Origin of the sequence: Acinetobacter shaoyimingii (assembly GCF_011578045.1) — a bacterium.
Taxonomy (GTDB): Bacteria; Pseudomonadota; Gammaproteobacteria; order Pseudomonadales; family Moraxellaceae; genus Acinetobacter; species Acinetobacter shaoyimingii.
The window spans coordinates 1,106,471-1,131,339 of sequence record NZ_CP049801.1; the positions used below are offsets into that span (position 1 = coordinate 1,106,471).

At 39.9% G+C, this 24,869-nt stretch carries 21 protein-coding genes; 14 read left to right on the forward strand and 7 right to left on the reverse strand.

The genetic code is table 11. The features are described from left to right. Nucleotides 1-7 precede the first annotated feature (7 nt). The 8 genes from G8E00_RS05045 (at nucleotide 8) to G8E00_RS05080 (ending at nucleotide 11,901) form a co-directional block, all read left to right on the forward strand. On the forward strand, nucleotides 8-1,906 hold the full coding sequence (locus tag G8E00_RS05045) for an FAD-binding protein (protein ID WP_166222388.1): 1,899 nt from the start codon (nucleotides 8-10) through the stop codon (nucleotides 1,904-1,906). A 14-nt stretch (nucleotides 1,907-1,920) separates the two neighbouring features. After that, nucleotides 1,921-2,631: a succinate dehydrogenase iron-sulfur subunit gene (locus G8E00_RS05050; RefSeq protein WP_166011773.1), complete on the forward strand. Its 711-nt coding sequence runs from the start codon at nucleotides 1,921-1,923 to the stop codon at nucleotides 2,629-2,631. 757 nt (nucleotides 2,632-3,388) lie between these two features. Continuing rightward, nucleotides 3,389-6,229 carry a 2-oxoglutarate dehydrogenase E1 component gene (locus G8E00_RS05055; protein WP_196782005.1) on the forward strand — a complete coding sequence of 947 codons (2,841 nt, stop codon included), beginning with the start codon at nucleotides 3,389-3,391 and terminating at the stop codon, nucleotides 6,227-6,229. Then, entirely contained in the window at nucleotides 6,229-7,446 is a 1,218-nt protein-coding gene (gene odhB, locus G8E00_RS05060) for a 2-oxoglutarate dehydrogenase complex dihydrolipoyllysine-residue succinyltransferase (RefSeq protein WP_166011775.1), read from the forward strand. Before G8E00_RS05055 ends, odhB begins: the two co-directional genes overlap by 1 nt. Before the next feature lie 67 nt (nucleotides 7,447-7,513). After that, entirely contained in the window at nucleotides 7,514-8,947 is a 1,434-nt protein-coding gene (gene lpdA / locus G8E00_RS05065) for a dihydrolipoyl dehydrogenase (protein WP_166011776.1), read from the forward strand. A gap of 166 nt (nucleotides 8,948-9,113) precedes the next feature. After that, complete coding sequence (gene sucC / locus G8E00_RS05070) at nucleotides 9,114-10,280, forward strand: ADP-forming succinate--CoA ligase subunit beta (RefSeq protein WP_166011777.1); 1,167 nt, start codon at nucleotides 9,114-9,116, stop codon at nucleotides 10,278-10,280. A 14-nt stretch (nucleotides 10,281-10,294) separates the two neighbouring features. Beyond that, complete coding sequence (sucD, locus tag G8E00_RS05075; RefSeq protein WP_166011778.1) at nucleotides 10,295-11,185, forward strand: succinate--CoA ligase subunit alpha; 891 nt, start codon at nucleotides 10,295-10,297, stop codon at nucleotides 11,183-11,185. Between the two features lie 368 nt (nucleotides 11,186-11,553). Next, complete coding sequence (locus G8E00_RS05080; protein ID WP_166221137.1) at nucleotides 11,554-11,901, forward strand: hypothetical protein; 348 nt, start codon at nucleotides 11,554-11,556, stop codon at nucleotides 11,899-11,901. A 154-nt stretch (nucleotides 11,902-12,055) separates the two neighbouring features. Here G8E00_RS05080 and rsmD read toward each other — a convergent pair whose 3' ends face one another. Together rsmD and mrdA are read right to left on the reverse strand one after the other, a co-directional pair. Beyond that, nucleotides 12,056-12,607: a 16S rRNA (guanine(966)-N(2))-methyltransferase RsmD gene (gene rsmD, locus G8E00_RS05085; protein WP_166011779.1), complete on the reverse strand. Its 552-nt coding sequence runs from the start codon at nucleotides 12,605-12,607 to the stop codon at nucleotides 12,056-12,058. Next, nucleotides 12,608-14,695: a penicillin-binding protein 2 gene (mrdA, locus tag G8E00_RS05090; protein ID WP_166222390.1), complete on the reverse strand. Its 2,088-nt coding sequence runs from the start codon at nucleotides 14,693-14,695 to the stop codon at nucleotides 12,608-12,610. A gap of 235 nt (nucleotides 14,696-14,930) precedes the next feature. Between mrdA and G8E00_RS05095 the strand changes: the two genes are divergently transcribed. From G8E00_RS05095 to G8E00_RS05110, 4 genes are all read left to right on the forward strand, one after another. Beyond that, nucleotides 14,931-15,446: a hypothetical protein gene (locus G8E00_RS05095; RefSeq protein ID WP_166222392.1), complete on the forward strand. Its 516-nt coding sequence runs from the start codon at nucleotides 14,931-14,933 to the stop codon at nucleotides 15,444-15,446. A 62-nt stretch (nucleotides 15,447-15,508) separates the two neighbouring features. Then, nucleotides 15,509-16,825 (forward strand): hypothetical protein, encoded by a 1,317-nt coding sequence (locus G8E00_RS05100; protein ID WP_166011782.1) that lies wholly within the window; start codon nucleotides 15,509-15,511, stop codon nucleotides 16,823-16,825. Nucleotides 16,826-16,904: 79 nt separating this feature from the next. Continuing rightward, a complete protein-coding gene (adk, locus tag G8E00_RS05105) occupies nucleotides 16,905-17,564 on the forward strand; it encodes an adenylate kinase (protein ID WP_166011783.1) in 660 nt (219 codons plus the stop codon). Nucleotides 17,565-17,711: 147 nt separating this feature from the next. Further along, complete coding sequence (locus tag G8E00_RS05110; RefSeq protein ID WP_166222394.1) at nucleotides 17,712-17,915, forward strand: hypothetical protein; 204 nt, start codon at nucleotides 17,712-17,714, stop codon at nucleotides 17,913-17,915. A 52-nt stretch (nucleotides 17,916-17,967) separates the two neighbouring features. Here the strand turns inward: G8E00_RS05110 and nth are convergent, their stop codons facing one another. Both nth and G8E00_RS05120 read right to left on the reverse strand, forming a co-directional pair. Beyond that, nucleotides 17,968-18,690, reverse strand: coding sequence for an endonuclease III (gene nth / locus G8E00_RS05115; RefSeq protein WP_196782006.1), 723 nt, complete (start codon nucleotides 18,688-18,690; stop codon nucleotides 17,968-17,970). Nucleotides 18,691-18,694: 4 nt separating this feature from the next. Then, nucleotides 18,695-19,489 (reverse strand): RnfABCDGE type electron transport complex subunit B, encoded by a 795-nt coding sequence (locus G8E00_RS05120; RefSeq protein ID WP_166011785.1) that lies wholly within the window; start codon nucleotides 19,487-19,489, stop codon nucleotides 18,695-18,697. Between the two features lie 341 nt (nucleotides 19,490-19,830). On the opposite strand from G8E00_RS05120, the gene gdhA reads away from it, so the two are divergent. After that, on the forward strand, nucleotides 19,831-21,174 hold the full coding sequence (gene gdhA / locus G8E00_RS05125; RefSeq protein ID WP_166222396.1) for an NADP-specific glutamate dehydrogenase: 1,344 nt from the start codon (nucleotides 19,831-19,833) through the stop codon (nucleotides 21,172-21,174). A 126-nt stretch (nucleotides 21,175-21,300) separates the two neighbouring features. Here the strand turns inward: gdhA and G8E00_RS05130 are convergent, their stop codons facing one another. The 3 genes from G8E00_RS05130 to rlmH form a co-directional block, all read right to left on the reverse strand. Beyond that, nucleotides 21,301-22,068, reverse strand: a complete 768-nt coding sequence (locus tag G8E00_RS05130) for an META and DUF4377 domain-containing protein (protein ID WP_166011787.1) — start codon at nucleotides 22,066-22,068, stop codon at nucleotides 21,301-21,303. Between the two features lie 219 nt (nucleotides 22,069-22,287). Continuing rightward, entirely contained in the window at nucleotides 22,288-23,064 is a 777-nt protein-coding gene (locus tag G8E00_RS05135; protein WP_166011788.1) for a dioxygenase family protein, read from the reverse strand. 140 nt (nucleotides 23,065-23,204) lie between these two features. Further along, nucleotides 23,205-23,687, reverse strand: coding sequence for a 23S rRNA (pseudouridine(1915)-N(3))-methyltransferase RlmH (gene rlmH / locus G8E00_RS05140; protein ID WP_166011789.1), 483 nt, complete (start codon nucleotides 23,685-23,687; stop codon nucleotides 23,205-23,207). 144 nt (nucleotides 23,688-23,831) lie between these two features. Between rlmH and G8E00_RS05145 the strand changes: the two genes are divergently transcribed. Further along, complete coding sequence (locus tag G8E00_RS05145; RefSeq protein WP_166222398.1) at nucleotides 23,832-24,782, forward strand: M20/M25/M40 family metallo-hydrolase; 951 nt, start codon at nucleotides 23,832-23,834, stop codon at nucleotides 24,780-24,782. Nucleotides 24,783-24,869: the final 87 nt, after the last annotated feature.

A 24,869-nucleotide genomic window follows, 5' to 3' on the forward strand; every position in this document is an offset into this window, starting at 1 on the left:
AAATATCATGGGCGCTATAACCCCTAAAGAAGATTACACTAATATTCCACATGAAACTTTCGATGCTGTTATCGTTGGTGGTGGTGGTTCTGGTATGCGTGCGTCTTACCAACTTGCTCAAGCTGGTTTGAAAGTAGCTGTTTTGACTAAAGTATTCCCAACACGTTCACACACTGTGGCAGCACAGGGTGGTATTGGTGCGTCGTTAGGTAATATGCAAGAAGATAACTGGCACTACCATTTCTACGACACAGTGAAAGGTTCTGACTGGTTAGGTGACCAAGACGCAATTGAATTTATGACGCGTGAAGCGCCACAAGTTGTGTATGAGCTTGAACACTTAGGTATGCCATTTGACCGTAACGCTGATGGTACAATTTACCAACGTCCGTTTGGTGGTCACTCTGCGAACTATGGTGAAAAAGCAGTTCCACGTGCATGTGCTGCAGCTGACCGTACTGGTCACGCGCTTCTTCATACGCTTTATCAAAGCAACGTGAAAATGGGTACTCAATTCTTCGTAGAATGGATTGCACTTGACTTAATCCGTAATGAAGCAGGCGATGTACTTGGTGTTACAGCAATTGACCAAGAAACAGGTAAAATTGCAGTGTTCCAAGCGAAAGCAACATTGTTCGCAACTGGTGGTGCAGGTCGTGTGTATCGTGCATCAACTAACGCATATATCAACACTGGTGACGGTCTTGGTATGGCAGCTCGTGCGGGTATTCCATTACAAGATATGGAATTCTGGCAGTTCCACCCTACAGGTGTTGCGGGCGCAGGCGTATTGTTGACAGAAGGTTGTCGTGGTGAGGGTGCAATCCTTCGTAACGATGCTGGTGAGCCATTCATGGAACGCTATGCACCAACTTTAAAAGATTTGGCTCCTCGTGACTTCGTATCACGTTCTATGGACCAAGAAATTAAAGAAGGTCGTGGTTGTGGTCCTAAGAAAGATTACATCTTGCTTGATATGACGCACTTGGGTGCAGATACGATCATGAAACGTCTTCCATCTGTATTTGAGATTGGTAAGAAATTCGCGAACGTTGATATCACAAAAGAGCCAATTCCTGTTGTACCAACAATCCATTATCAAATGGGTGGTATTCCAACGAATATTCATGGTCAAGTTGTTGTTCCTGAAAGTCGCGAAACTGAAGCGCTTGAAGCAAATTACAATAAAGACACTGATGTGTATTCAATAAACCAAGAAGGTCGTAATTTCACTAAACCAGTGAAAGGTTTCTATGCGATTGGTGAATGTTCGTGTGTATCTGTACATGGTGCAAACCGTTTAGGTACAAACTCATTGCTTGACTTGGTTGTATTTGGTAAAGCTGCTGGTGAACACATCATCGATTACGTGACTAAACATCACGGTGATGAATATTCTCCATTGCCTACAACTGTGCTTGAAAAAACATTTGCGCGTATTCGTAAATTGGACGAATCGACTTCTGGTGAAAATGCACAAGAAGTTGCTGATGCAATTCGTGATATCGTTCAAGATCATGCTGGTGTATTCCGTACATCAGAGTTGCTTGAAAAGGGCGTAAAAGAAATTCTTGCGCTTGAACCACGTATTCGTAATATCCATTTGAAAGATAAATCTAAAGTATTTAACACTGCGCGTATTGAAGCTTTAGAAGTGGAAAACTTATACGAGGTTGCTAAAGCAACGTTGATTTCTGCTGCTGCACGTAAAGAATGTCGTGGTGCACATACGGTTGTAGACTTTGAGTTGCCGCCAGATCACCCATCTTACCCTTACGGTCGTCGTGATGATGAGTGGATGAAGCATACTTTGTGGTTCTCTACAGATAACCATCTTGAGTACAAGCCTGTGCGTTACAAACCATTGTCTGTAGACGCTATTCCACCTAAACCACGTACATTCTAATTGGGAGAAGTAAGATGAGTAGAGGTACTCGTACATTTAATATCTACCGCTACGATCCTGATAAGGATAAAGCACCGTACATGCAGACTTTTAAGCTTGAGTTGACTGATAAGCACCGTATGTTGCTTGATGCACTTTTGGCATTAAAAGTTCAAGACGAATCTTTAACGTTCCGTCGTTCTTGTCGTGAAGGTATTTGTGGTTCTGATGGTGTCAACATCAATGGTAAAAATGGTTTAGCGTGTCTTTGGAACCTAAACGATCTACCAGAAACAATCACAATTCGTCCTTTACCTGGCTTGCCAGTGATTAAAGATTTAGTTGTGGATATGAATCAGTTCTACGATCAGTATGACAAAATTCATCCATTCCTAATCAACAATCAACCAGCGCCACCAAAAGAGCGTTTGCAATCTCCTGAAGAGCGTGAACACTTAAACGGTTTGTATGAATGTATTCTTTGTGCATGTTGTTCAACTTCATGCCCATCATTCTGGTGGAACCCAGACAAGTTCTTGGGTCCTTCAGCATTGTTGAATGCATACCGTTTCATTATTGATTCGCGTGATACAGCAACTCAAGAGCGTTTGGCTCGTCTTGACGATCCATTCTCACTTTTCCGTTGTAAAGGGATCATGAACTGTGTATCGGTTTGTCCTAAAGGTTTGAATCCTACAAAAGCGATCGGTCATATCCGTAGCATGATGTTTGATCAAGCAGGTTAATTTCGATTAACTCAAAAAAACACACCTTCGGGTGTGTTTTTTTTGCTCTCTACATTCTGAGTGTGTGGCATGAGGCATGGTGAAAAATTAGGTTGTTCATCTTAATTTTAGATAAATGTTTATTTTTTTGGTCAACAATCTAACTTTTATTAAGGGTTAGTGGTGTTATTATATAACATTAGAGATCTTAGATTAGATTTCTAAACTCGCATGAACTGCTGGTTTTTCTGATATCAATTTTAATCGCCTTAGACTTTGGTCGTAAAACGGTTTAAATTAAGTTTTAGGAACAGATATTAAGTTAAAATTGAGTAGGTGTATTTAGCTAATTTATGTGAGGTATGTGTCAATAAAATCAATTCGTAAATCTGTTCATGTTAGCATTTACAAGAACATTATTTAGGAAAAAATAATGAGATTATGTACATTTTTTCAACACTTTGGCGCTGTGTTAAGGTCTAAAATTGTACAGTATGATTTTGCATCAAGTTGTTTTAGAAAAGGTAAATTTTACTTTGGTTTTTCTAAGTCAATTTGCAAAAAAATTGCTCGATTTCGGTCGAGTATAAGAATGAGTGATGATGCCAGAGAAGGCGTTATGATTCGTTGTTGGTATTAGAGAAAAGCTAATGCTATAAACGCCCCATGGCCATTCGTGGTGGATGGGTGTATGTCAATTTACCGATTTGGCATTATCAATCATGGGCGAGCTTAACAAGCTCCCTGTAATGTTTTGCAATAGGAAATGGGTCCACAAATGCAAGAAGTTGCTGACGCTTCGCGTCTTGACACTGAACTTTCCGCTGACAGTGCAGCGTATATTGAAGAACTGTATGAGCAGTATTTAACGTCTCCAGAGTCTGTTGGCTCCGACTGGCAAGAATACTTCAACAAATTCCCGAAAGGTGATCAACCACACAGTAATGTACGTGAGCAATTCCTTTTATTAGGTCGTAATTCAAATCGTATTCAGCCTGTCGTTCAAAGTTCAGTTAGCCCTGAACATGAACAACGTCAAATTGGCGTTTTACAACTGATTGCAGCTTACCGTAACCGTGGTCATCAAAAAGCAAAATTAGATCCATTAGGTTTGGCAAAACGCGAAGATGTGCCTGATCTTGATCTAGCTGCTCATGGTTTAACTAAATCTGATCTTGATACTGTATTCAATGCAGGTAACTTGGCGATTGGTAAGACACAAGCAACTTTAGGTGAAATGGTTAATGCCATGGAAGCAACATATTGTTCTTCTATTGGTGTTGAATACATGCACATCGTCGATACCAAAGAAAAGCGTTGGATTCAACAACGTTTGGAAGGTACACACGGTCAGTTTGGATTTACTGCTGAACAAAAGAAACATGTTTTAGAGCGTTTAACTGCTGCTGAAGGTCTTGAAAAATTCCTTGGTAACAAATACGTAGGTGCTAAACGTTTCGGTGTGGAAGGTGGTGAATCATTCATTCCAATGGTGAATGAACTTATTCAACGTGCAGGTTCTGTTGGCTGTAAAGAAGTGGTTATTGGTATGCCACACCGTGGCCGTCTAAACCTTCTTGTAAACATCATGGGTAAAAACCCAGCTGACCTTTTCGGTGAGTTTGAAGGTAAGGCACTGAACAAAAAAGGTTCAGGTGATGTTAAATACCATCAAGGTTACTCTTCAAATGTGATGACTCCAGGTGGTGAAGTACACTTGGCATTGGCATTTAACCCATCGCATTTAGAAATTGTAGGGCCTGTTGTTGAAGGTTCTGTACGTGCACGTCAAGTGCGTCGTAAAGACATTGGTGGTGATGACGTATTACCAATCATTGTACACGGTGATGCAGCATTTGCAGGTCAAGGTGTGAACCAAGAAACCTTCCAAATGTCACAAACTCGTGGTTATACAGTAGGTGGTACGGTTCATATTGTTGTGAACAACCAAGTCGGCTTCACAACTTCTGATCCACGTGATGCGCGTTCTACAGAATACTGTACTGACATCGCAAAAATGATCCAAGCACCGATCTTCCATGTAAACGGTGATGATCCTGAAGCTGTATTGTTCGTTTCTCAATTGGCACACGATTTCCGTCACACATTCCGTAAAGATGTTGTGATTGATATGTTCTGCTACCGTCGTCGTGGTCACAACGAAGCGGATGAGCCAGCAGCAACTCAACCATTGATGTATCAAGTGATTAGCAAAAAAGCGACAACACGTACGCTTTACGCAGACCAATTGGTTCAACAAGGTGTGTTAGATCGTGCCTCTGCTGATGCAATGGTTGAACAATACCGTGCAGATTTAGAAGCAGGCAACCACGTTGCAAATGCATTGGTATTAGAGCCAAACAAAAAAATGTTTGTGGATTGGACACCATACTTGGGTCATGAATACACAGACAAATGGGATACTTCTTTCCCAATCGAGCGTTTAAAAGAACTTGGTCGTAAAATGCGTGAGCTTCCTGAAGGCTTCGTAATGCAACGTCAAGTATCGAAAGTGATCGATGACCGTTTGAAAATGCAAACAGGTGAAATGCCACTCAACTGGGGTGCTGCAGAAACTTTAGCGTATGCAACAATCCTTGATGAAGGCTTCCTTGTTCGTTTAACAGGTGAAGACGTAGGTCGTGGTACATTCTCACATCGTCATGCGAAACTTCATAACCAAGTTGATGGTTCTACATACATCCCACTTTGCCATATCAAAGAAAACCAACCACGTACTGCAATTTATGACTCATTGTTGTCAGAAATGGCGGTTCTTGCGTTCGAATATGGTTATGCAACAACGCTTCCTAAGAGCCTTGTGATTTGGGAAGCTCAGTTCGGTGACTTCGCTAACTGTGCACAAGTCGTGATTGACCAATTCATCGCTTCTGGTGAAACCAAATGGGAACGTGTGTGTGGTTTGACTATGCTTCTACCACATGGTTTTGAAGGTCAAGGTCCAGAGCATTCATCTGCACGTTTAGAACGTTTCTTACAGCTATGTGCTGAAGACAACATGCAAGTGATTACACCGACGACACCTGCGCAGATTTTCCATGCATTACGTCGTCAAGCACTTCGTCCTATTCGTAAGCCGTTGATCGTGACTTCACCGAAGTCATTGCTTCGTCACAAACTTGCAACGTCTACGCTTGAAGAACTTGCAAATGGTCAATTCCAAACTGTGATCGATGAAATCGACAACATCAACAAAGCTGACGTAACACGTCTGGTTCTTTGTGGTGGTAAAGTTTATTACGACTTACTTGAAAAACGTCGTGAACAAGAATTGAACAATACTGCAATCGTTCGTATCGAACAATTGTATCCATACCCAGAAGCACGTCTTGCGGAAGTTCTTGCGCAGTATCCAAATGTTACTGAACTTGTTTGGGCTCAAGAAGAACCGAAGAACCAAGGTGCTTGGTTATTCATCGCACCTCGTTTATATGACGATGTGATGAAATCTGGAAAACAAGTTCGTATCAGTTATGCAGGTCGTGAAGCTTCTGCTGCACCGGCTTGTGGTTCACCTTACTTACATGCAAAACAACAAGCTCAGCTCGTTAATGATGCTCTTGCAATCGCAGCTGAACAATCAGGAGATTCACACTAATGGCAACCGAAATTAAAGCACCGGTATTCCCAGAGTCAGTTGCTGATGGAACAATTGCAACTTGGCACAAACAACCAGGTGAAGCTGTATCACGTGACGAAGTAATCTGTGATATCGAGACTGATAAAGTTGTATTAGAAGTTGTTGCTCCTGCTGATGGTACAATTTCTTCAATCATTAAAGCGGAAGGCGATACAGTACTTTCAAATGAAGTGATTGCTCAGTTTGAAGAAGGTGCTGTATCTGGCGCTGCTCAAACTCAAGCAGTTCAATCTGAAGAAAAAGTTGAACAAGCTGCAGCTGCTACTCAAGCAGGTGCTGCACCTGTTGTTGAACGTGCTCAAGCTGTAACTGATCAAGCTCCTGCTGTACGTAAAGCTCTAACTGAGTCTGGTATTGCTGCGTCTGACGTTGATGGTACTGGCCGTGGTGGTCGTATCACCAAAGAAGATGTTGCAAATCATCAAGCGAAACCAGCTGCACCTGCTGCTGCGCCATTAAGCGTTGCTGTTGGTGAACGTATCGAAAAACGTGTTCCTATGACTCGTCTTCGTAAACGTGTTGCTGAACGTTTACTTGCTGCGACTCAAGAAACTGCAATGTTGACAACATTCAACGAAGTCAACATGAAACCAATCATGGACATGCGTGCTCAATACAAAGATGCATTTGAAAAACGCCATGGTGCACGTTTAGGCTTCATGTCATTCTTCGTTAAAGCTGCAACTGAAGCACTTAAACGCTACCCAGCTGTAAATGCATCAATCGATGGTGATGATATCGTTTATCACGGTTACTATGACATCGGTGTTGCTGTATCTAGCGACCGTGGTCTAGTTGTACCAGTTCTACGTGATACTGATCGCATGAACTACGCTGAAGTTGAAAACGGTATCCGTGCATATGCTGGTAAAGCACGTGACGGTAAATTGGGTATCGAAGACATGACTGGTGGTACATTCACGATTACTAATGGTGGTACTTTCGGTTCGTTGCTTTCTACTCCAATTTTGAATACACCACAAACTGCAATCTTGGGTATGCACAAAATCCAAGAGCGTCCTATGGCAGTAAATGGTCAAGTTGAAATTTTACCAATGATGTATTTAGCGCTTTCTTATGACCACCGTTTAATCGATGGTAAAGAAGCTGTAGGTTTCCTTGTAACAATCAAAGAATTGTTAGAAGAACCTGCTAAATTGATTCTTGATCTTTAATTCTTCGTTTACACATATAACAAAGTAGGTTTAGAGTGATCCTTTAAACCTACACTTGGAGATAGACATGTCTCAACAGTTTGATCTTGTTGTGATTGGTGGTGGACCAGGTGGTTATGAAGCTGCGATTCGTGCGGCTCAACTTGGTTTCAAAGTTGCTTGTATCGAAAAACGTATTCACAAAGGCAAACCATCTTTAGGTGGTACTTGCTTAAACGTGGGTTGTATTCCGTCTAAAGCATTACTTGACTCTTCTCACCGTTATGAAGATACAGTTCATCACTTAGAAGATCATGGTATTACTACTGGTGAAGTAAAATTCGATCTTTCTAAACTTCTTGCTCGTAAAGACAAAGTTGTAGATCAATTGACTGGTGGTATTGCTCAATTACTGAAAGGTAATGGCATCGAATGGTTGCAAGGTACAGGTAAATTACTTGCAGGTAAAAAAGTTGAGTTCGTACCACATGAGGGTGAAACTCAAGTTTTAGAACCTAAGTATGTGATTCTTGCATCTGGTTCTGTTCCTGTAAATATTCCTGTTGCGCCTGTAGATCAAGATCTTATCGTTGATTCAACAGGTGCGCTTGAATTCCAAGAAGTGCCTAAACGTCTAGGTGTGATTGGTGCAGGTGTAATCGGTTTAGAGCTTGGTTCAGTTTGGCGTCGTTTGGGTGCAGAAGTTGTTGTATTTGAAGCAATGGATGCATTCTTACCAATGGCTGATAAAGCTTTGGCAAAAGAATACCAAAAATTGTTGACTAAACAAGGTCTTGATATCCGTATTGGTGCTAAAGTTGCTGGTACTGAAATCAACGGTCGTGAAGTAACAGTTAAGTACACTGAAGCTGGCGAAGAAAAATCTCAAACTTTCGATAAATTGATCGTTTGCGTAGGTCGTCGTGCTTATGCTGAAGGTTTATTGGCTGATGACTCAGGCATTAAATTGACAGAACGTGGTTTAGTTGAAGTAAACGATTGGTGTGCAACTTCTGTTGAAGGTGTATATGCAATTGGTGACTTAGTACGTGGTCCAATGCTTGCACATAAAGCAATGGAAGAAGGCGTAATGGCAGTTGAGCGTATTCACGGTCATGCTGCACAAGTGAACTACGACACGATCATTTCTGTGATTTACACACACCCAGAAGCGGCGTGGGTAGGTTTGACAGAAGAACAAGCAAAAGAGAAAGGTCACGAAGTTAAAACGGGTCAATTCGGTTTTGCTGTAAATGGTCGTGCTTTGGCTGCGGGTGAAGGTGCTGGTTTTGTGAAGTTTGTTGCTGATGCAAAAACAGATCGTCTTTTAGGTATGCACGTGATTGGTCCAAACGCATCTGACATCGTACACCAAGGTATGATTGCTCTTGAGTTTGTATCTTCAGTTGAAGATCTTCAATTGATGACTTTCGGTCACCCAACATTCTCTGAAGTCGTCCATGAAGCTGCTTTAGCAGTGGATGGTCGAGCGATTCACGCGATCCAACGTAAACGTAAATAAAAAAAGAGCGGCTTAGGCCGCTCTTTTTGCCTTAGATGGTTGTTTTTATATGAATAATCATCTAAAACTATAAGTACAAATTTTAATAATTGCTAATACTTATCGTGATGGAAGTTTAAGTATTGGTCTGTCATAAAAACGTGAAAAGTAGTAAAAGGTTAAAAAAATGAATCTACACGAATATCAAGCAAAAGCGCTGTTAAAAAAATATGGAATGCCTGTTCAAGAAGGGATTCTTGCAACCAATGCAGATGAAGCTGTCGCTGCATTTGAGCAATTAGGCGGCAAATTCGCTGTCATGAAAGCGCAAGTACATGCAGGTGGTCGTGGTAAGGCTGGCGGTGTAAAAGTTGCAAAATCTAAAGAGGAAGTTGCGGCTTACGCAAACCAAATTATTGGTACACGTTTAGTGACCTATCAAACAGATGCAAATGGTCAACCTGTGAATAGCATCCTCATCTGTGAAGATGTTTATCCAGTTGAGCGTGAACTCTATTTAGGTGCTGTTGTTGACCGTTCAAGTCGTCGCGTTACATTTATGGCATCGACCGAAGGCGGTGTTGAAATTGAAAAAGTGGCAGAAGAAACGCCAGAAAAAATTATTAAAATTGAAGTTGATCCTTTGGTCGGCTTACTTCCATTCCAAGCACGTGAAGTTGCATTTGCTTTGGGACTAAAAGACAAACAAATTAATCAGTTCGTGACCATCATGACGGGTGCTTATAAAGCATTTGTTGAAAATGATTTCGCACTGTTTGAAATTAACCCACTTTCAGTTCGTGAAAATGGTGAAATTCTTTGCGTAGACGCTAAAGTGGGGATCGACTCAAATGCGCTTTATCGTCTGCCAGAAATTGCAGCAATGCGTGATAAATCGCAAGAAAATGAGCGTGAGCTGAAAGCCTCTGAGTTTGATCTGAACTATGTTGCTCTAGAAGGTAACATTGGTTGTATGGTCAATGGTGCAGGTTTAGCAATGGCGACTATGGACATCATTAAACTTTACGGTGGTCAACCAGCTAACTTCCTTGATGTTGGTGGTGGCGCAACCAAAGACCGAGTGATTGAAGCATTCAAAATCATTTTGTCAGATAGTTCTGTTCAAGGTGTTCTAATCAATATCTTTGGTGGAATTGTACGTTGTGACATGATCGCTGAAGCGATTATTGCGGCGGTTCAAGAAGTGAATGTGACTGTACCTGTGGTTGTTCGTTTGGAAGGGAATAACGCAGAATTAGGTGCAAAATTACTCGATGAATCAGGTCTTAAATTAATTTCTGCGACTGGTCTTGCTGACGCAGCAGAAAAAGTCGTTGCTGCAGTAAAAGCATAAGGGGAGTATCAATCATGAGCGTATTAGTAAATAAAGACACAACTGTATTGGTACAAGGTTTTACGGGTAAAAACGGTACTTTCCATTCTGAACAATCGATTGCTTATGGCACGAAAGTGGTTGGTGGTGTAACACCAGGTAAAGGTGGTCAAACACATCTTAATTTACCTGTGTTTAACACTATGGCTGAAGCTGTTAAAGAAACAGGTGCAACTGCAACTTCAATTTATGTTCCAGCGCCATATGTATTAGATTCGATTATTGAATCTATTGATTCGGGTATTGAGCTGATTGTGGTGATTACTGAAGGTGTACCGACTTTAGATATGCTAAAGGCGAAACGCTACCTTGAAACCTATGGCAATAATGCACGATTAATCGGTCCAAACTGTCCGGGGATTATCACACCAGGTGAATGTAAGATTGGCATTATGCCAGGACATATTCATCAACCAGGTAAAATCGGGATTATCTCGCGTTCTGGTACATTGACTTATGAAGCGGTTGCGCAAACCACTAAACTTGGTTTAGGTCAGTCGACTTGTATCGGTATTGGTGGTGACCCAATTCCAGGGATGAACCAAATTGATTGCTTAAAATTATTCCAAGAAGATCCACAAACTGAAGCTATCATTATGATTGGTGAAATTGGTGGTACTGCGGAAGAAGAAGCAGCAGAATATATTAAGTCAAACGTGACTAAGCCTGTTGTGGGTTATATCGCAGGTGTGACTGCACCTAAAGGTAAGCGTATGGGTCACGCTGGCGCAATCATCTCTGGTGGTAAAGGTACAGCAGATGAGAAGTTTGCGGCATTCGAGAAAGCTGGAATGGCGTATACACGTAGCCCAGCAGAACTTGGCTCAACTATGCTTCAAGTGTTAAAAGAGAAAGGTTTGGCTTAAGCTAAATTTTCTATCATGACATCAACAGCGTATTGTTATTGATTGCATGGAATTTAAAAAAAGCCTCATTGATGAGGCTTTTTTTATGCTGAATAAAACATCTTAAAATGAAATACAGTAAGAAAAAGTGTGAATGCTATTGGAATTGTTAGAAATACAAGATAGTTTAATTTTAGAACACAAAAAGCATTATTTTTGAACAATATTATTTAATATAGAGATCTGTTTTTAAAGAATATTTAAATATACTTAATAAAATAGAGTGAATTGTGAATATAAAATTTGCATAAATTTACAATAGCTACAAAACCTATTCATACCAATCGAGCATAATCTGTACAAGGAAAGAATTCGATTAGGTGAAACAAATGAAAAATTTACTCATCGTTGCTTTGTTAGGTGTATCACTTACAGGCTGTGTCATGGCACCATATGATGATTATAATAATGGCACATATAATAATAGTGGTTATGATTATGGTCGTTACGATCATCGTTATGATAATAAACGCTATGACCATCGTTTCGATAAAAAACGCTATGACAGTAAGCACTACGACAAAAAACACATCGACAGAAAATTAATCGAAAAGAAAAAGCAAGAAAAAGCGCGTTTTGATAAAAAGCGCTATGAGCAAAAATACAAAAAATATGACAACAAACACAAGCCAGAATTCCGTAAAGATCATCCTGGTAACTGGCATAAATCTAAATAATCTGGCGAATCACGGCAGATGTTTGGGATAATATATCGGTTTGCGCATGTGTATATTTTCCAATAAAAAAAGGGCTTTATGCCCTTTTTTTTATGGTTTATCTATCGGGGTTTATGAAAAATTATCCCCGGTAGCTTTAAGTTTTATGACGGATTTAAACATTTTTTTGATATAAGCCTGCACGTACTGCACCCGCTTTAGTCTCTTTACTGAGACGCCATGAAGTGGGGAGAACCAGTTGGTCTAATGGGCAATCCGCTTCAACATAAATAAATCCTTCATTTTTAATCAACGGATCAACCAGACCAGCTAATTCTTGCCATAAACTGAGGCTATAAGGTGGATCGAGAAAAACTAAATCGAAGTTATTTTCGGGTAAATGACGGACGGCTGCTTGAGCAGTAGAAACGATCAGTTTGCTGTTTTGGATTTTCAATAATTGTAGATTGTCTTTGAGATATTGCGCTTGCTTTGTACTGGGTTCAATCATGGTGACATGCCCAGCACCACGAGATAAAGCCTCGAAACTAAGCGCACCAGAACCTGCACATAAGTCCAGCACTTGTGCATTCTGTACATTCCACATGAGCCAATTAAATAAAGTTTCACGAACACGATCAGGTGTTGGTCTTAGACCGTCAACATCTGCAAAAGGTAAAACTCGACGTTTAAAATCGCCACCAATAATACGTAATTGATTCTTCACTTACTCAATCTCATCTGTAGAATGTGTTGCCTCTGGTGTGTTTGCTGGCTGTACAGCAGGTGGTGCTTGTTCAGCACTTGGTACTGGCTGATTGTTTGTTGGTTTTGGTTTTACATTGGGTTGATTGGGTTTCTTAGCTTTAGGAACCGCATTAGGATTTGCTGAGAGGGAGATATCACCACTAGGTAATTCTCCAGGTTTAATACCCGCAGTCATTAAACCGCCACTAATATGATGATTAACAGGTTTAACGGGTTGACGTTTGCGATTGACTAACCAGTAATCAAATACAGGTTTAGCCAGTTGAGCTGCTGAGCCACCGTGTCGACCATTTTCCCAAATCACAGCAACCGCAATTTGTGGGTCTTCAGCAGGGGCGAACCCAACAAATAAACCATGATCCAGTTGACGTTCAGTCAGTAAAGCTTCGTTGTATTTTTTACCCTGCGCAATACTCTTAACTTGCGCTGTACCTGTTTTACCTGCAATCGAATATAGATGACTACGAATACCGCGTCCTGTACCAGATACGACAACATCGACCATGGCATCGCGCATTTTGACCCAATCTTCATCTTTACCATTGAAGTTGATTTTGCCGTCTGGGGCATTGAGCACTGTATGTGGTTTTGCACCTTTGGATTCACGTAAAACGTGCGGGATCACATGTGCACCGTGATTTGCTGTAATTGCCGTTGCCATAGCAAGTTGTAAAGGCGTTGCGGTAAATGCGCCCTGACCAATACTTACAGAAATGGTTTCACCTTTAAGCCATTTGGTTTTTCGGGTGCGCATTTTCCATTCAGGAGAAGGGTAAAGACCTGTACTTTCACTTGGTAAATCGACGCCAGTTTTTTCACCAAAGCCAAATTGGCGCATCCAAGCATTCATTTTTTCAATCCCCATCTGGTATGCAAGTACATAGAAGAAGGTGTCGCATGAAACGACGATGGATTTATGCATGTTGACTACGCCATGACCTGTTTTACGCCAGTCACGGAATTTGTGGGAATCACCTGGTAAATGGAAATACCCTGGGTCATTGATGGCAGTCCCCCAATCGGCAATACCATAATGGATACCGCCTAAAGCAGACATTGGCTTAATGGTTGAACCTGGTGGATAGGTCCCTTGAACAGCACGGTTATAAAGCGGTTGGTCTAGATTGTCACGTAAAGCGCTATAGTTAGTGTTGCTAATACCTGTCACAAATAGATTGGGATTGAAACTTGGACTCGAAACTAAGGCTAAGATTTCACCTGTACGCGGATCCATAGCCACAATTGCACCACGACGGTCAACCAATTGTTCTGCTGCAATGGTTTGCAAACCATAATCCAACGACAAATACAGATCATTACCACGAACTGAATCTTTACGACCTAAGTGTTTAAGTACATTACCAAAGGCATCCGTTTCAATCGATTCGAATCCAGGTTGACCATGCAGTAAATCTTCGTAATGATTTTCAACCCCAATTTTACCAATCAAGTTTGTACCCGCGTAGGCATCTTTATCAATTGTTTTTAATTCTTTGTCATTGATTCGACCCACATAACCAATCACATGAGCAAATAATTCTCCATGTGGATAGTAACGGGTCATTTGGGTTTCAATGGCTACACCCGGAAATTGATATTTGACTTCGCTAAAACGTGCAATATCTGTTTCGGTCAAATTTAATTTTAAGGTCACACGTTCAGTTTTTTTGGCTGTTTTTACACGACTATTAAAACGATCAATATCTTCTTCAGACAGCTCAATAACTGACTTGAGGCGGTTCACCGTATCGTCAATATCTTCTACGTCAGCTTTACTTAATGTCGCAGTAAATACAGGATAATTGTCTGCCAATAAGATGCCGTTGCGATCATAGATATAACCACGAGCAGGGCTAATCGGCTGTAAGCGTATCCGATTTTTGTCAGAAGCATCTTTGAATTGTTCATAGTGTACGATTTGCAAATAGGCATAACGCGACAACAGTAACATCAAGAAAAAAATCACGAATCCAATGGCGAAATACACTCGACTACGGAAAATACGTTTTTCTTGTTGAACATTTTTTAAAGGAAACTGATGTTTCATACGTAGTCGACTTGGCGCACATTCAATGGGTAATTAGTTCATCATTTTACATTAGATTTGACCGAGTGTTGGTAAAAAAATATGTGAAACAATACTAGAAATTTTCAGAAGTTTGACCTTAGCGACATTAATTTAAAAGAGTTTTGTATATAAGATCGAAATTTAATCTGTTAAAGTCAACATTTAAAGGACGAATAAAATAAATGACCTAGTTTTAGGAGCAATGGAGAAAATAATGAGAAGAAACCTTCCTTTGTTTTTACTCATATTTAGCGCAACTCTGGCGCATGCAGATTTAAAAAATTATTTACCGGATGCAAAAATAAAAGTAGAAAATATATCCACTTGGAATTTTGGTATTGGAATGACACAAAAACTTGCACATTTGAATGCCGAATGGGTCAACCCTTATGGCATCGGGTATGCTAAATTAGGTGCTTTCATCAATGATGGACACGAAGCTGGTGGTCAAATCGGCTATCGTTATCCAGCTTTTTTAAATGGAAAAGATTATAACGGATTTTATGTTGGTGCTTTTGGTGGTCAATTAAAAAGCAAAGAAGTAGGGACAAAAACTGAAAGCCAGTTCGGTGGCGGTATTGATCTATCTTATGTGTTATTGAACAAAGACAGAATCAGTACAATAAGTGTCGGACTCGCGGCGGGTCAAGAGGTAAAACAAGGAGATTATGTTGTGTATGAAAGCAAACCTGAACTACAATTTTCCTACACCTTAAGTTTTGGTTTTTAAAAATTTACATGTTTGTATGCGCTTTATTAGACCGCAAATAGAAATAAATATGAGAGTCTTACATGTTTGAATACGTAAGTGATTTGTGGCAAGCCTTTTTAAATCGACCTGATTTTTATGCAATCTTAAGTATTATCCCTGTGACTGCGTTTGTCACTTGGGCGCACGTTTGGATGGCACTTAAAATGGTATTCTACCCAATCAAATTTTGGGGATTCCATATCGGGCCATTGCCAGTCGGTTGGCAGGGTATTGTTCCACGAAAAGCTGGACGTATTTCAGGTATTATTACCGATAATACCTTATCGAAACTCGGTTCATTGCGTGAATTTTTAGATGCCATGGACCCTGAAGATATGGCGCGTATTATTGGTGAGCAAGTTGGATTTGAACTTGAGCACTTAATTGACGAAGTCATGTTGGATCGCAATGCCGTGCTTTGGGAAAACTTACCTTATTCAATTAAACGCCGTATTTATGCGCAAGCGCATAAACAACTCCCTGCGATATTGAGGCAGTTAGTGACTGAGCTGACCATGAACGTAGAGTCACTTGTTGATATGCGTGAGATGGTGGTGAGTCAAATGGAAGGTGATCGCCAACTTATGGTGAACATGTTCTTGAAGGTTGGGCAAAAAGAAATTAATTTTATTTGGCATATTAGTGCTTTGATTGGTATGTTCTTTGGTATATTCCAAATGATTGTTTGGTTTGTTGTGCCATGGCATTGGACTGTACCGTTTTGGGCTGCAATTTGGGGATTCTTAACCAACTGGATCGCGATTTGGATGGTATTTAATCCGATTGAACCCCACTATATACGTTATCCGCAATTCTTTACGCGTACTGAAAATCGCAAATTTCCTTGGATTAAGCCTGTGATTCCGCGCATTGGCACTTATAATATCCAAGGGGCATTTATGAAACGCCAAGAAGAAGTTTCTGATGTCTTTGCAAGTGTTGTCACAGAAGATTTAATTACATTAAAATCCATTATGACTGAAATGATGTATGGCGGGAAAAAAGACAAAACTCGTCGCATTGTTAAACGTCATATTAATGAAATTATGGAAACTCCTTTGGTTCGGACCTCATTACAGTTATCTTTAGGGCCAAAAGAGTACGCAAGATTGAAGACGGACTTGATCGATCGCTCAATTGAAATTACGATGGTGCCTGTATGCGACCCTGCCTTTAACGCAAGCCGTGCACAGAAAATCTATCAGATGTTTAGAGACCGTATTAGTGAATTAACCCCACGCGAGTTTCAAAATCTATTACGTCCTGCGTTTCAGGAAGACGAATGGATTTTGATTGTGCTTGGTGGCGTAACAGGATTCTTTGCAGGCCTTATTCATTTGTTTGTGGCTTTCTTATAATTAGATGTTGGATTTCATGCAATATGATGTTGCATGATTTTGAACGTCATACATATTGTTTAAATGAGGATGTTTATTTATGCGCATTATATTACTCGGACCACCTGGAGCAGGTAAAGGCACACAAGCTCAGTTGATCTGTAAGCGCTACAATGTCCCACAAATTTCAACCGGTGATATGCTCCGTGCTGCAATTCGTGAAGGAACTGAATTAGGTCTTAAAGCTAAAAGCGTTATGGACAACGGTGGTCTAGTATCTGATGAACTGATCATTGGTCTAGTGAAAGAACGTATTTCACAACCTGATTGTGTAAATGGCTGTATCTTTGATGGTTTCCCTCGTACTATTCCGCAAGCTGAAGCTTTAGAAAATGAAGGCATCAACATCGATCACGTGATTGAAATTGATGTTCCAGATGAAGAAATTGTTCAACGCCTATCTGGTCGTCGTCAACATCCAGCGTCTGGACGTGTATATCATATCGTTTACAACCCACCAAAAGTGGAAGGTAAAGATGATGAAACAGGTGAAGACCTTGTTCAACGTCCTGATGACCAAGAAGCAACCATTCGTAAACGTTTAGGTTCATACCACACTGAAACTGAGCAATTGGTAGGTTTCTATCAAGGCCGTGCAGCTTCAGGTGAAAATGCACCAACTTATGATAAATTGAATGGTCTTCGTCCAATTGAAGAAGTTCAAACTGATTTATTTGCAATTTTGGACAAATCTAAATAATTCGTAATCGAATCGCTTAGAATAAAAGAGCCCAAGTTTAGATGAGGGCTCTTTTTTTATACTGGTTATTTGTTAGCGATTTTAATTGCAAATTTTATTAATCGTTGTTTGATCCATAATTTTTATGAATGAGTGGGAGAAAAGCACATGCTTAAAATGGCATTGATCATTATGGTGGTCATGGCAATCGCTTTGATTGTTGGGTTATTCATTTACAGTTTTAAATTGTTACGTAAAGCTGAAAAAGAGCAAGCTTTAGCAGCGCCTAAACAACATGAGCAAGATAAACAATATCAACTGCATCCAAAGTTTAAACAACACTCCAATAAAGATCAGTCATCAAAAAAGTGATGTGAATGATTTAAATGGTTTGTCTTAAAATTTTGATTTTAAAATTCGAATTTTATGCTTCAGAATCAGCAGCGGTCATATGAATTTTTGCTGAACTTGGACGTGCTGCACCGAATTCAAAACGATCTGGCCAATTGCAGACATCCGAAACGACACATTCATGACACTTCGGTTTGCGTGCGATACAGCAATAGCGTCCATGCAAAATCAGCCAATGATGCGAATCGACGATAAATTCCTTTGGAATCACTTTCACTAAACGGTGTTCAACTTCTAGAACATTTTTCCCAACCGCTAAACCTGTTCGATTGCCTAAACGAAAAATATGCGTATCAACGGCCATGGTCGGTTGACCAAAGGCGGTATTGAGTACCACATTTGCTGTTTTACGACCCACACCAGGTAAAGCTTCTAAATCTGCACGATTGTTCGGGACCACGCTGTTATGCTTCTCTATGAGCATTTTACAGGCTTTAATCACGTTTTCAGCTTTGGCATTGTATAGGCCAATGGTTTTAATGTATTGCTTTAAACCATCAACACCTAATGCATAAATAGCTTCAGGTGTGTTGGCAACAGGAAAGAGCTTGTCGGTGGCTTTGTTGACACTGACATCTGTTGCTTGAGCCGAAAGTGTGACTGCAACTAAAAGTTCAAAAGGGGATGAATAATTGAGTTCAGTTTCAGGATGGGGACGCTGCGCTCTTAAACGTTCAAAAAAAATTTGAATCTGTTTTTTGGTCATATTTTTGACAGGTTTGGTTGCAACAGTCATCCTTTTAAACTCCCTGTAATTCCGCTAGTTTGATTTGCAGATCATTTAACTGTAGACGTTTATTAGCATCGTCACGGACACTGAGTTGTTTTTCTAATTTTTTAATTTGAGTACGGATTTTAGCAAGCTCAATGGTGGTTTTTGCATCCAATGTAATAACAGGTTGTTCAGGTTTTTCAATCATCTGAATTTCAGGAATATTGTTTAGCTGAGCTGTAAATTGGGCAAAAAGTTCAGTATTGATTTCTGCACGAACCACAGGGCCTTTACGATGAAGACGACTTTTTTCTTCACGTTGGATATGTGCGTAATAACGGAGTCTTAAATCATTTTGCTCTTGAAGACGTAATGCTTCAGTAGGGAGTGGGTTAATGTCTTCTACGAGATCAATACAATCCACAGGACATGGTGGAATACACAGTTCACAACCTGTACATAAGTCAGTTAATACGGTATGCATAAGCTTACCAGAGCCAATAATTGCATCGACAGGGCAAGCGCTAATACACTTGGTACAGCCAATGCACTCATCTTCACGAATGATCGCTTTCATACGCTGTGGACGACCATCAGCTTGAATGGGCCAGACACTCTCTTCAGCTTTAAGGTAGGTTCGATCAAGCAACTGAGCAATTGCATCAGCAACAGGTTGACCACCTGGGACACACTTATTTGCTTCTTCGCCCTCTACAATAGATTTTGCATATGGCAGGCAGCCGTCACGATGACCACACAGACCACATTGTGTCTGAGGTAAAAAAGCATCAATTTGCTGAATTAGGGAAATTTGCGAGTTCATGAAAGTATAAAACTTTAAATCGTGGATAATGCTAATAAAAATCAGCTAGAGAAGGCTATTTTAACATAAAAATCGTTTTCTATGGTTGCGCTATTTTAGCGCAAATATTGGTCTTTTTTAGTACGTTTTTAAAGCAAAAATTGATAACTATAAAGACGGAAAATAATAAAAAAAAATTATAGATACTATATTTAAATCATTGATTAGAAAATTAATTTAAAAAAAATAACAAAAAGTATTGTAGATATGCTTTAAAAGATATTTAATACTTTGCGCCAAAACTTATCAATCTTTTGAGATTTTGACCAATTTTGATCCACCTTTCTGCTGAGGATTAAGCGTTGAAATATAACAGCCTTAACGAATTCCTAGACTACGTAAAAACACGTGATGCGAATCAACCCGAATTTCTACAAGCTGTAGAAGAGGTAATGATGAGCTTGTGGCCTTTTATTGAAAAGAATCCACAGTATGCTGCTCACGGTTTGCTTGAGCGTTTAGTCGAACCAGAACGCGCGATTCAATTCCGTGTTGCTTGGGTAGATGACCAAGGTCAAACACAAGTTAACCGTGCTTTCCGTGTTCAATACAACTCTGCGATTGGTCCATTTAAAGGGGGGATGCGTTTCCACCCTTCAGTTAACCTTTCAATTTTAAAATTCTTAGGTTTTGAACAAACGTTTAAAAATGCGTTGACTACACTTCCTATGGGTGGTGGTAAAGGCGGTTCAGATTTCGACCCTAAAGGTAAATCTGAAGGCGAAATCATGCGTTTCTGCCAAGCACTGATCATCGAATTATACCGTCACTTAGGTTCAAACACAGATATCCCTGCGGGTGATATCGGTGTAGGTGGCCGTGAAGTCGGTTACATGGCGGGTATGATGAAGAAGCTCAGCAATGACACTTCATGCGTATTCACTGGTAAAGGGATTACTTTCGGCGGTTCATTGGCTCGTCCAGAAGCTACAGGTTACGGTACTGTGTATTTCGCTGAGGAAATGCTCAAGACACGTGGCGATAACTTCAAAGATAAAGTGGTGACGATTTCAGGTTCAGGTAACGTTGCACAATATGCTGCTGAAAAGGCAATGTACCTTGGTGCTAAAGTTGTGTCACTTTCTGACTCAGCAGGTACAGTACACGTGAAAGACGGCTTTACAACCGAGTTACTTGCTGAAGTAATGGAGCTTAAAAACGTTAAACGTGGTCGTATTTCAGAATTTGCATCTAAGCACGGTTTCGAATACTTCGAAGGTAAACGTCCTTGGGCAATCAAATGTGACATCGCACTTCCATGCGCAACACAAAATGAATTAGATGCTGACGACGCTGCTACTCTTATTGCAAATGGTGTAATTTGTGTGGCTGAAGGCGCGAACATGCCTTCAACCCTAGGTGCTGTTGAGAAATTTATTGAAGCGAAAATCCTGTATGCACCAGGTAAAGCATCGAATGCAGGTGGTGTTGCAACTTCTGGTCTTGAAATGTCTCAAAACGCAATTCGTTTGGGTTGGACATTTGAAGAAGTTGACGAACGTCTTCATTCAATTATGAAAGAAATTCACCGTAACTGTGTGAAATACGGTACGCAAGAAGACGGTACTGTGAACTATGTTGACGGTGCAAACATCGCAGGTTTCGTAAAAGTTGCTGATGCGATGTTAGCGCAAGGCGTATTCTAAGTTTAATTTGAAAAAATAAACTTCGTTTAAGCTTTTAAAAAAAACCGAGGCCATAGCCTCGGTTTTTTAGTTCAAAGATTTTGTTTAAATTTTACATTGAGAATGTAGGCATCTGTTTAGCTGTTTTTATTTAATCGCTTCACGTTCAATGGTCATATCATGAACATATGCGTACTTAGACTGATCTGCAGCTGGATTTTTTAATTCATAACGTTTTACGCGAATCACTTGGCGTTCATCTGACTGATGCTGAAAACCTTCAATTTGGTCATAAAAAAGAGTCCAGTCTTTGTCGACTTGTGATTTTACACCACTTTCTGAATATTTAATTTCACGCACTTGTAGACAGGTTTGTTTCGCCACGCCCGTACATTCTTTGGTTTCAGGAGAAACTTCTAAGAAAATTGTTTCTGCTTGTGTTTGATAGCGTGTTTCAGGTGTCATTTTACCAGTGAACGTATATTTTTGACCATTTGCAGCAGTGATGGTCAAAGTTGGATTTTGCGTATCTTTACTATCAAGCGTAAATGCAGCTTTTCGATTTGAGAATAAGCTAGAAGCAATGCTTTCTTGTTTCATCGCAGCTTCGCCACATGCCATCATGGTTGACATAGCATTGCCTGTGACAATTTCATTGCCTACAACTTTCCAACTGCTACCCACAGTATTACAACTGGTAGCAACACTTAAACGACCTTGATCATCAAAATTTAACACCAACGGTTTCGGCGCACCATCAGTATTGGTGCTCCACTGATAGGCTGTTAGGGTTTTATTTACATTGGATTGTTGCAGTACAGACACAGCGGCATCCCCCAATTTTTGAACATCATTCGATTGACATGCAGAGAAAATAAGTGGACAGAATGCGAGAGCTAAATATCTGATTTTCATTTTAAAGTTAATCCAAAAAAAACTTTATTTAGATTAAACCATCAGCTTATAAAAGAAACGGATACATTTAACGTTTTAAGTTTCATTATGTATCTATATTGATATCAAAATGTAATTTTTATTTTAAATAGTTGATAAATCGTTTGAGCATTCACTGAATGACCTGACCGATGGGGCAAGTCATTCAGTAAAAGTTATGATTTATTCAATCAATAGACCCTAATCAAAACGATAGATATCCATACCTAAAGCACCCATGCTAAAGCTGCTATGTACTACACTAAAACGAGTACCTGTCCCCATGGCAAAAAATAAGGGAGCAAAATGTTCGAGTGTCGGGTGGTTTCGATTGACATAAGGAATCGTTGGCCAATCTAAAACTGCATCATAATCACTATGCGTCAGTTTACTCACCACATAGTTACGGAAAGTAGACGCCCATTCAGGAACTTCATCAGATTCACCATGCCATGAAAGTTCACGTAAATTATGCGTGATACTACCTGAACCAATAAGCAAAACTTGCTGCTCACGTAAGGGGGCAAGCACCTGACCAATTCGATAGATTTCATCTGCAGGCATATTCATAGGCAATGAAATTTCAATGACTGGAATATCCGCTTCTGGATACATATGCAATAGGGGCATCCACACGCCATGATCGCGTGGTCGTGTGCTATTTGCATGAGCAGGCAAGTGTGCATCAGCGAAACGTTTTAAAATCTCTTCAGCAAACTCAGGGTCGCCAGCAGCAGGATAGCGAATTTCATAGAGTTCTTCAGGAAAGCCTCTAAAATCATGCCATGTAGTAGGACGAATGGCAGTACTGACTTCCAGAGCATTACTTTCCCAATGCGCTGACATAATAATGATGGCTTTGGGTTTAGGTAGATTTAAACTCAAACGATCAAGCGCTGGACCTACTTGTTCAGGGTTAATCGCCAACATGGGAGAGCCATGTGAAATAAATAAACCGGGAAGCGTTTGTAAGTTCATGACCATGCGCCTATTTTAGTAAAGGAAAGTATTCGTAGATGGATATATCAGTTGATGAAACAATAATGTGATAAATCACAATTCAGATAAACCGTATTTACATCAACATATTGTTCTATAAATAAAACGATAAACAACAATTATCCAGCACGGTGATAAGGATGATTATGATTTATAGTCATTGCTCGGTAGAGTTGCTCAATGAGCATGACACGTACCATAGGATGAGGCAAAGTTAGTTTAGATAAAGACCAATGCCAAGCTGCGGCTTTACGTACGGCTTCAGAATGTCCATCTGGTCCACCAATGGCCAAGACTACATCATTGCCTTCAAGCATCCACGCTTTCATGGTTTCAGCCAGTTTTTCAGTACTAAATTCTCGTCCACCCACTTCCAAAGCGATCAAAACTTCATTTTGCTTCATGGCATTTAAAATGCTGTCACCTTCAATTTGACGATATTTCAAAATATCCGCTTCTGAATCATTTTTACCGCGTTTTGCCATTGGTAGCTCGACAATTTGCGTCTGTACAAAGGGCTGAATACGTTTGAAATAGTCCTCAAATCCAGTCAGTACCCAAGCAGGCATTTTTTGTCCAATGGTCAAAATTCGAATTTTCATGATGAGATCAACATAATAGCGTAACACTATTATAACGTTGATTTGCTGGTCTTGTATGGATGAAAATGCTATGAGTACAGAGTAAATACTAACTACAAAATCATCTAACAATTTTACATAGATATAAAATACTCGGTTTTTATTATGCGAACAAAAATATTTCAACTGCTGATCTTCAGTTTAGCTTTTATAGCATGTCAATTTTCAACGGCTGCTTCACAAAATTCAAAAGTACAACTGGCAGATCGGAGTAATTTATCCTTTTATTTGAGCCAAATCGTGCGTCCTAAACATTATCGAAATTATCAGAACATTGATGAACTCAATCGTGTGTCTTTTTGGTTAAAAGGGCAAATGGAAAAATTTGGTATACCTTGTGAGTTTCAAAATTATTTGGTGAATGATGCCCAATATCGAAATGTCATTTGTAAACTGAATGTGGGCGCTGCAAATACACTGATTGTAGGTGCGCATTATGACGTTCATGATGAAACAGATGGCGCAGATGACAATGCATCAGGTGTTGCAGGAGTCATAGAAACAGCACAAATTTTGGCGAAGGAGCGTAATCAACTCAATCATAACGTTGAATTCGTCTTCTATACTTTAGAAGAACCGCCATTCTTTAGAACAGATAATATGGGCAGTGCTGTACATGTCAAATCTATTTTGAACCGTAAAGACCAAATCAAAGGTGTTTATATTTTGGAGATGATTGGGTACTTTGACCGCCGAAATATTCAAGAATATCCTGTTGGATTAAAATGGTTTTATCCAGATCATGGTAACTTTATTGGTGCGGTAAGTAATATGAGTTCAAGTTTTTTAGGAACTTCATATTGTGATGCCATGAAAAAGATTAATCGTTTGGACTGTCAACGTTTGGTTGCACCTTCTTTTATCACGGGCGTCGATTTTTCAGACCACTTAAATTATTGGAATCATGGTATTCCAGCCACCATGATTACAGATACCGCCTTTTTTAGAAATAAAAACTATCACACTCATGGCGATACGATCGATACGCTGAATATTGATAAGATGAAAGATGTGGTCGATGGTGTGGTTTTAAGCATTTTGAGTATGCAAAAGTAATGACATCTTTTATGCTCAATTTCGCATTAAATATGAAATAAAATGTTCAAAAAAAACGCAGTCTAAATAGGCAGGCTGCGTATAAAG

What these genes read in the sequence shown, in the direction of transcription:
- G8E00_RS05045 (WP_166222388.1), top strand. Translation starts at nt 8, where the DNA reads ATGGGCGCTATAACCCCTAAAGAAGATTACACTAATATTCCACATGAA.
- G8E00_RS05050 (WP_166011773.1), top strand. Translation starts at nt 1,921, where the DNA reads ATGAGTAGAGGTACTCGTACATTTAATATCTACCGCTACGATCCTGAT.
- G8E00_RS05055 (WP_196782005.1), top strand. Translation starts at nt 3,389, where the DNA reads ATGCAAGAAGTTGCTGACGCTTCGCGTCTTGACACTGAACTTTCCGCT.
- odhB (WP_166011775.1), top strand. Translation starts at nt 6,229, where the DNA reads ATGGCAACCGAAATTAAAGCACCGGTATTCCCAGAGTCAGTTGCTGAT.
- lpdA (WP_166011776.1), top strand. Translation starts at nt 7,514, where the DNA reads ATGTCTCAACAGTTTGATCTTGTTGTGATTGGTGGTGGACCAGGTGGT.
- sucC (WP_166011777.1), top strand. Translation starts at nt 9,114, where the DNA reads ATGAATCTACACGAATATCAAGCAAAAGCGCTGTTAAAAAAATATGGA.
- sucD (WP_166011778.1), top strand. Translation starts at nt 10,295, where the DNA reads ATGAGCGTATTAGTAAATAAAGACACAACTGTATTGGTACAAGGTTTT.
- G8E00_RS05080 (WP_166221137.1), top strand. Translation starts at nt 11,554, where the DNA reads ATGAAAAATTTACTCATCGTTGCTTTGTTAGGTGTATCACTTACAGGC.
- mrdA (WP_166222390.1), bottom strand. Translation starts at nt 14,695, where the DNA reads ATGAAACATCAGTTTCCTTTAAAAAATGTTCAACAAGAAAAACGTATT.
- G8E00_RS05095 (WP_166222392.1), top strand. Translation starts at nt 14,931, where the DNA reads ATGAGAAGAAACCTTCCTTTGTTTTTACTCATATTTAGCGCAACTCTG.
- G8E00_RS05100 (WP_166011782.1), top strand. Translation starts at nt 15,509, where the DNA reads ATGTTTGAATACGTAAGTGATTTGTGGCAAGCCTTTTTAAATCGACCT.
- adk (WP_166011783.1), top strand. Translation starts at nt 16,905, where the DNA reads ATGCGCATTATATTACTCGGACCACCTGGAGCAGGTAAAGGCACACAA.
- G8E00_RS05110 (WP_166222394.1), top strand. Translation starts at nt 17,712, where the DNA reads ATGCTTAAAATGGCATTGATCATTATGGTGGTCATGGCAATCGCTTTG.
- nth (WP_196782006.1), bottom strand. Translation starts at nt 18,690, where the DNA reads ATGACTGTTGCAACCAAACCTGTCAAAAATATGACCAAAAAACAGATT.
- G8E00_RS05120 (WP_166011785.1), bottom strand. Translation starts at nt 19,489, where the DNA reads ATGAACTCGCAAATTTCCCTAATTCAGCAAATTGATGCTTTTTTACCT.
- G8E00_RS05130 (WP_166011787.1), bottom strand. Translation starts at nt 22,068, where the DNA reads ATGAAAATCAGATATTTAGCTCTCGCATTCTGTCCACTTATTTTCTCT.
- G8E00_RS05135 (WP_166011788.1), bottom strand. Translation starts at nt 23,064, where the DNA reads ATGAACTTACAAACGCTTCCCGGTTTATTTATTTCACATGGCTCTCCC.
- rlmH (WP_166011789.1), bottom strand. Translation starts at nt 23,687, where the DNA reads ATGAAAATTCGAATTTTGACCATTGGACAAAAAATGCCTGCTTGGGTA.
- G8E00_RS05145 (WP_166222398.1), top strand. Translation starts at nt 23,832, where the DNA reads ATGCGAACAAAAATATTTCAACTGCTGATCTTCAGTTTAGCTTTTATA.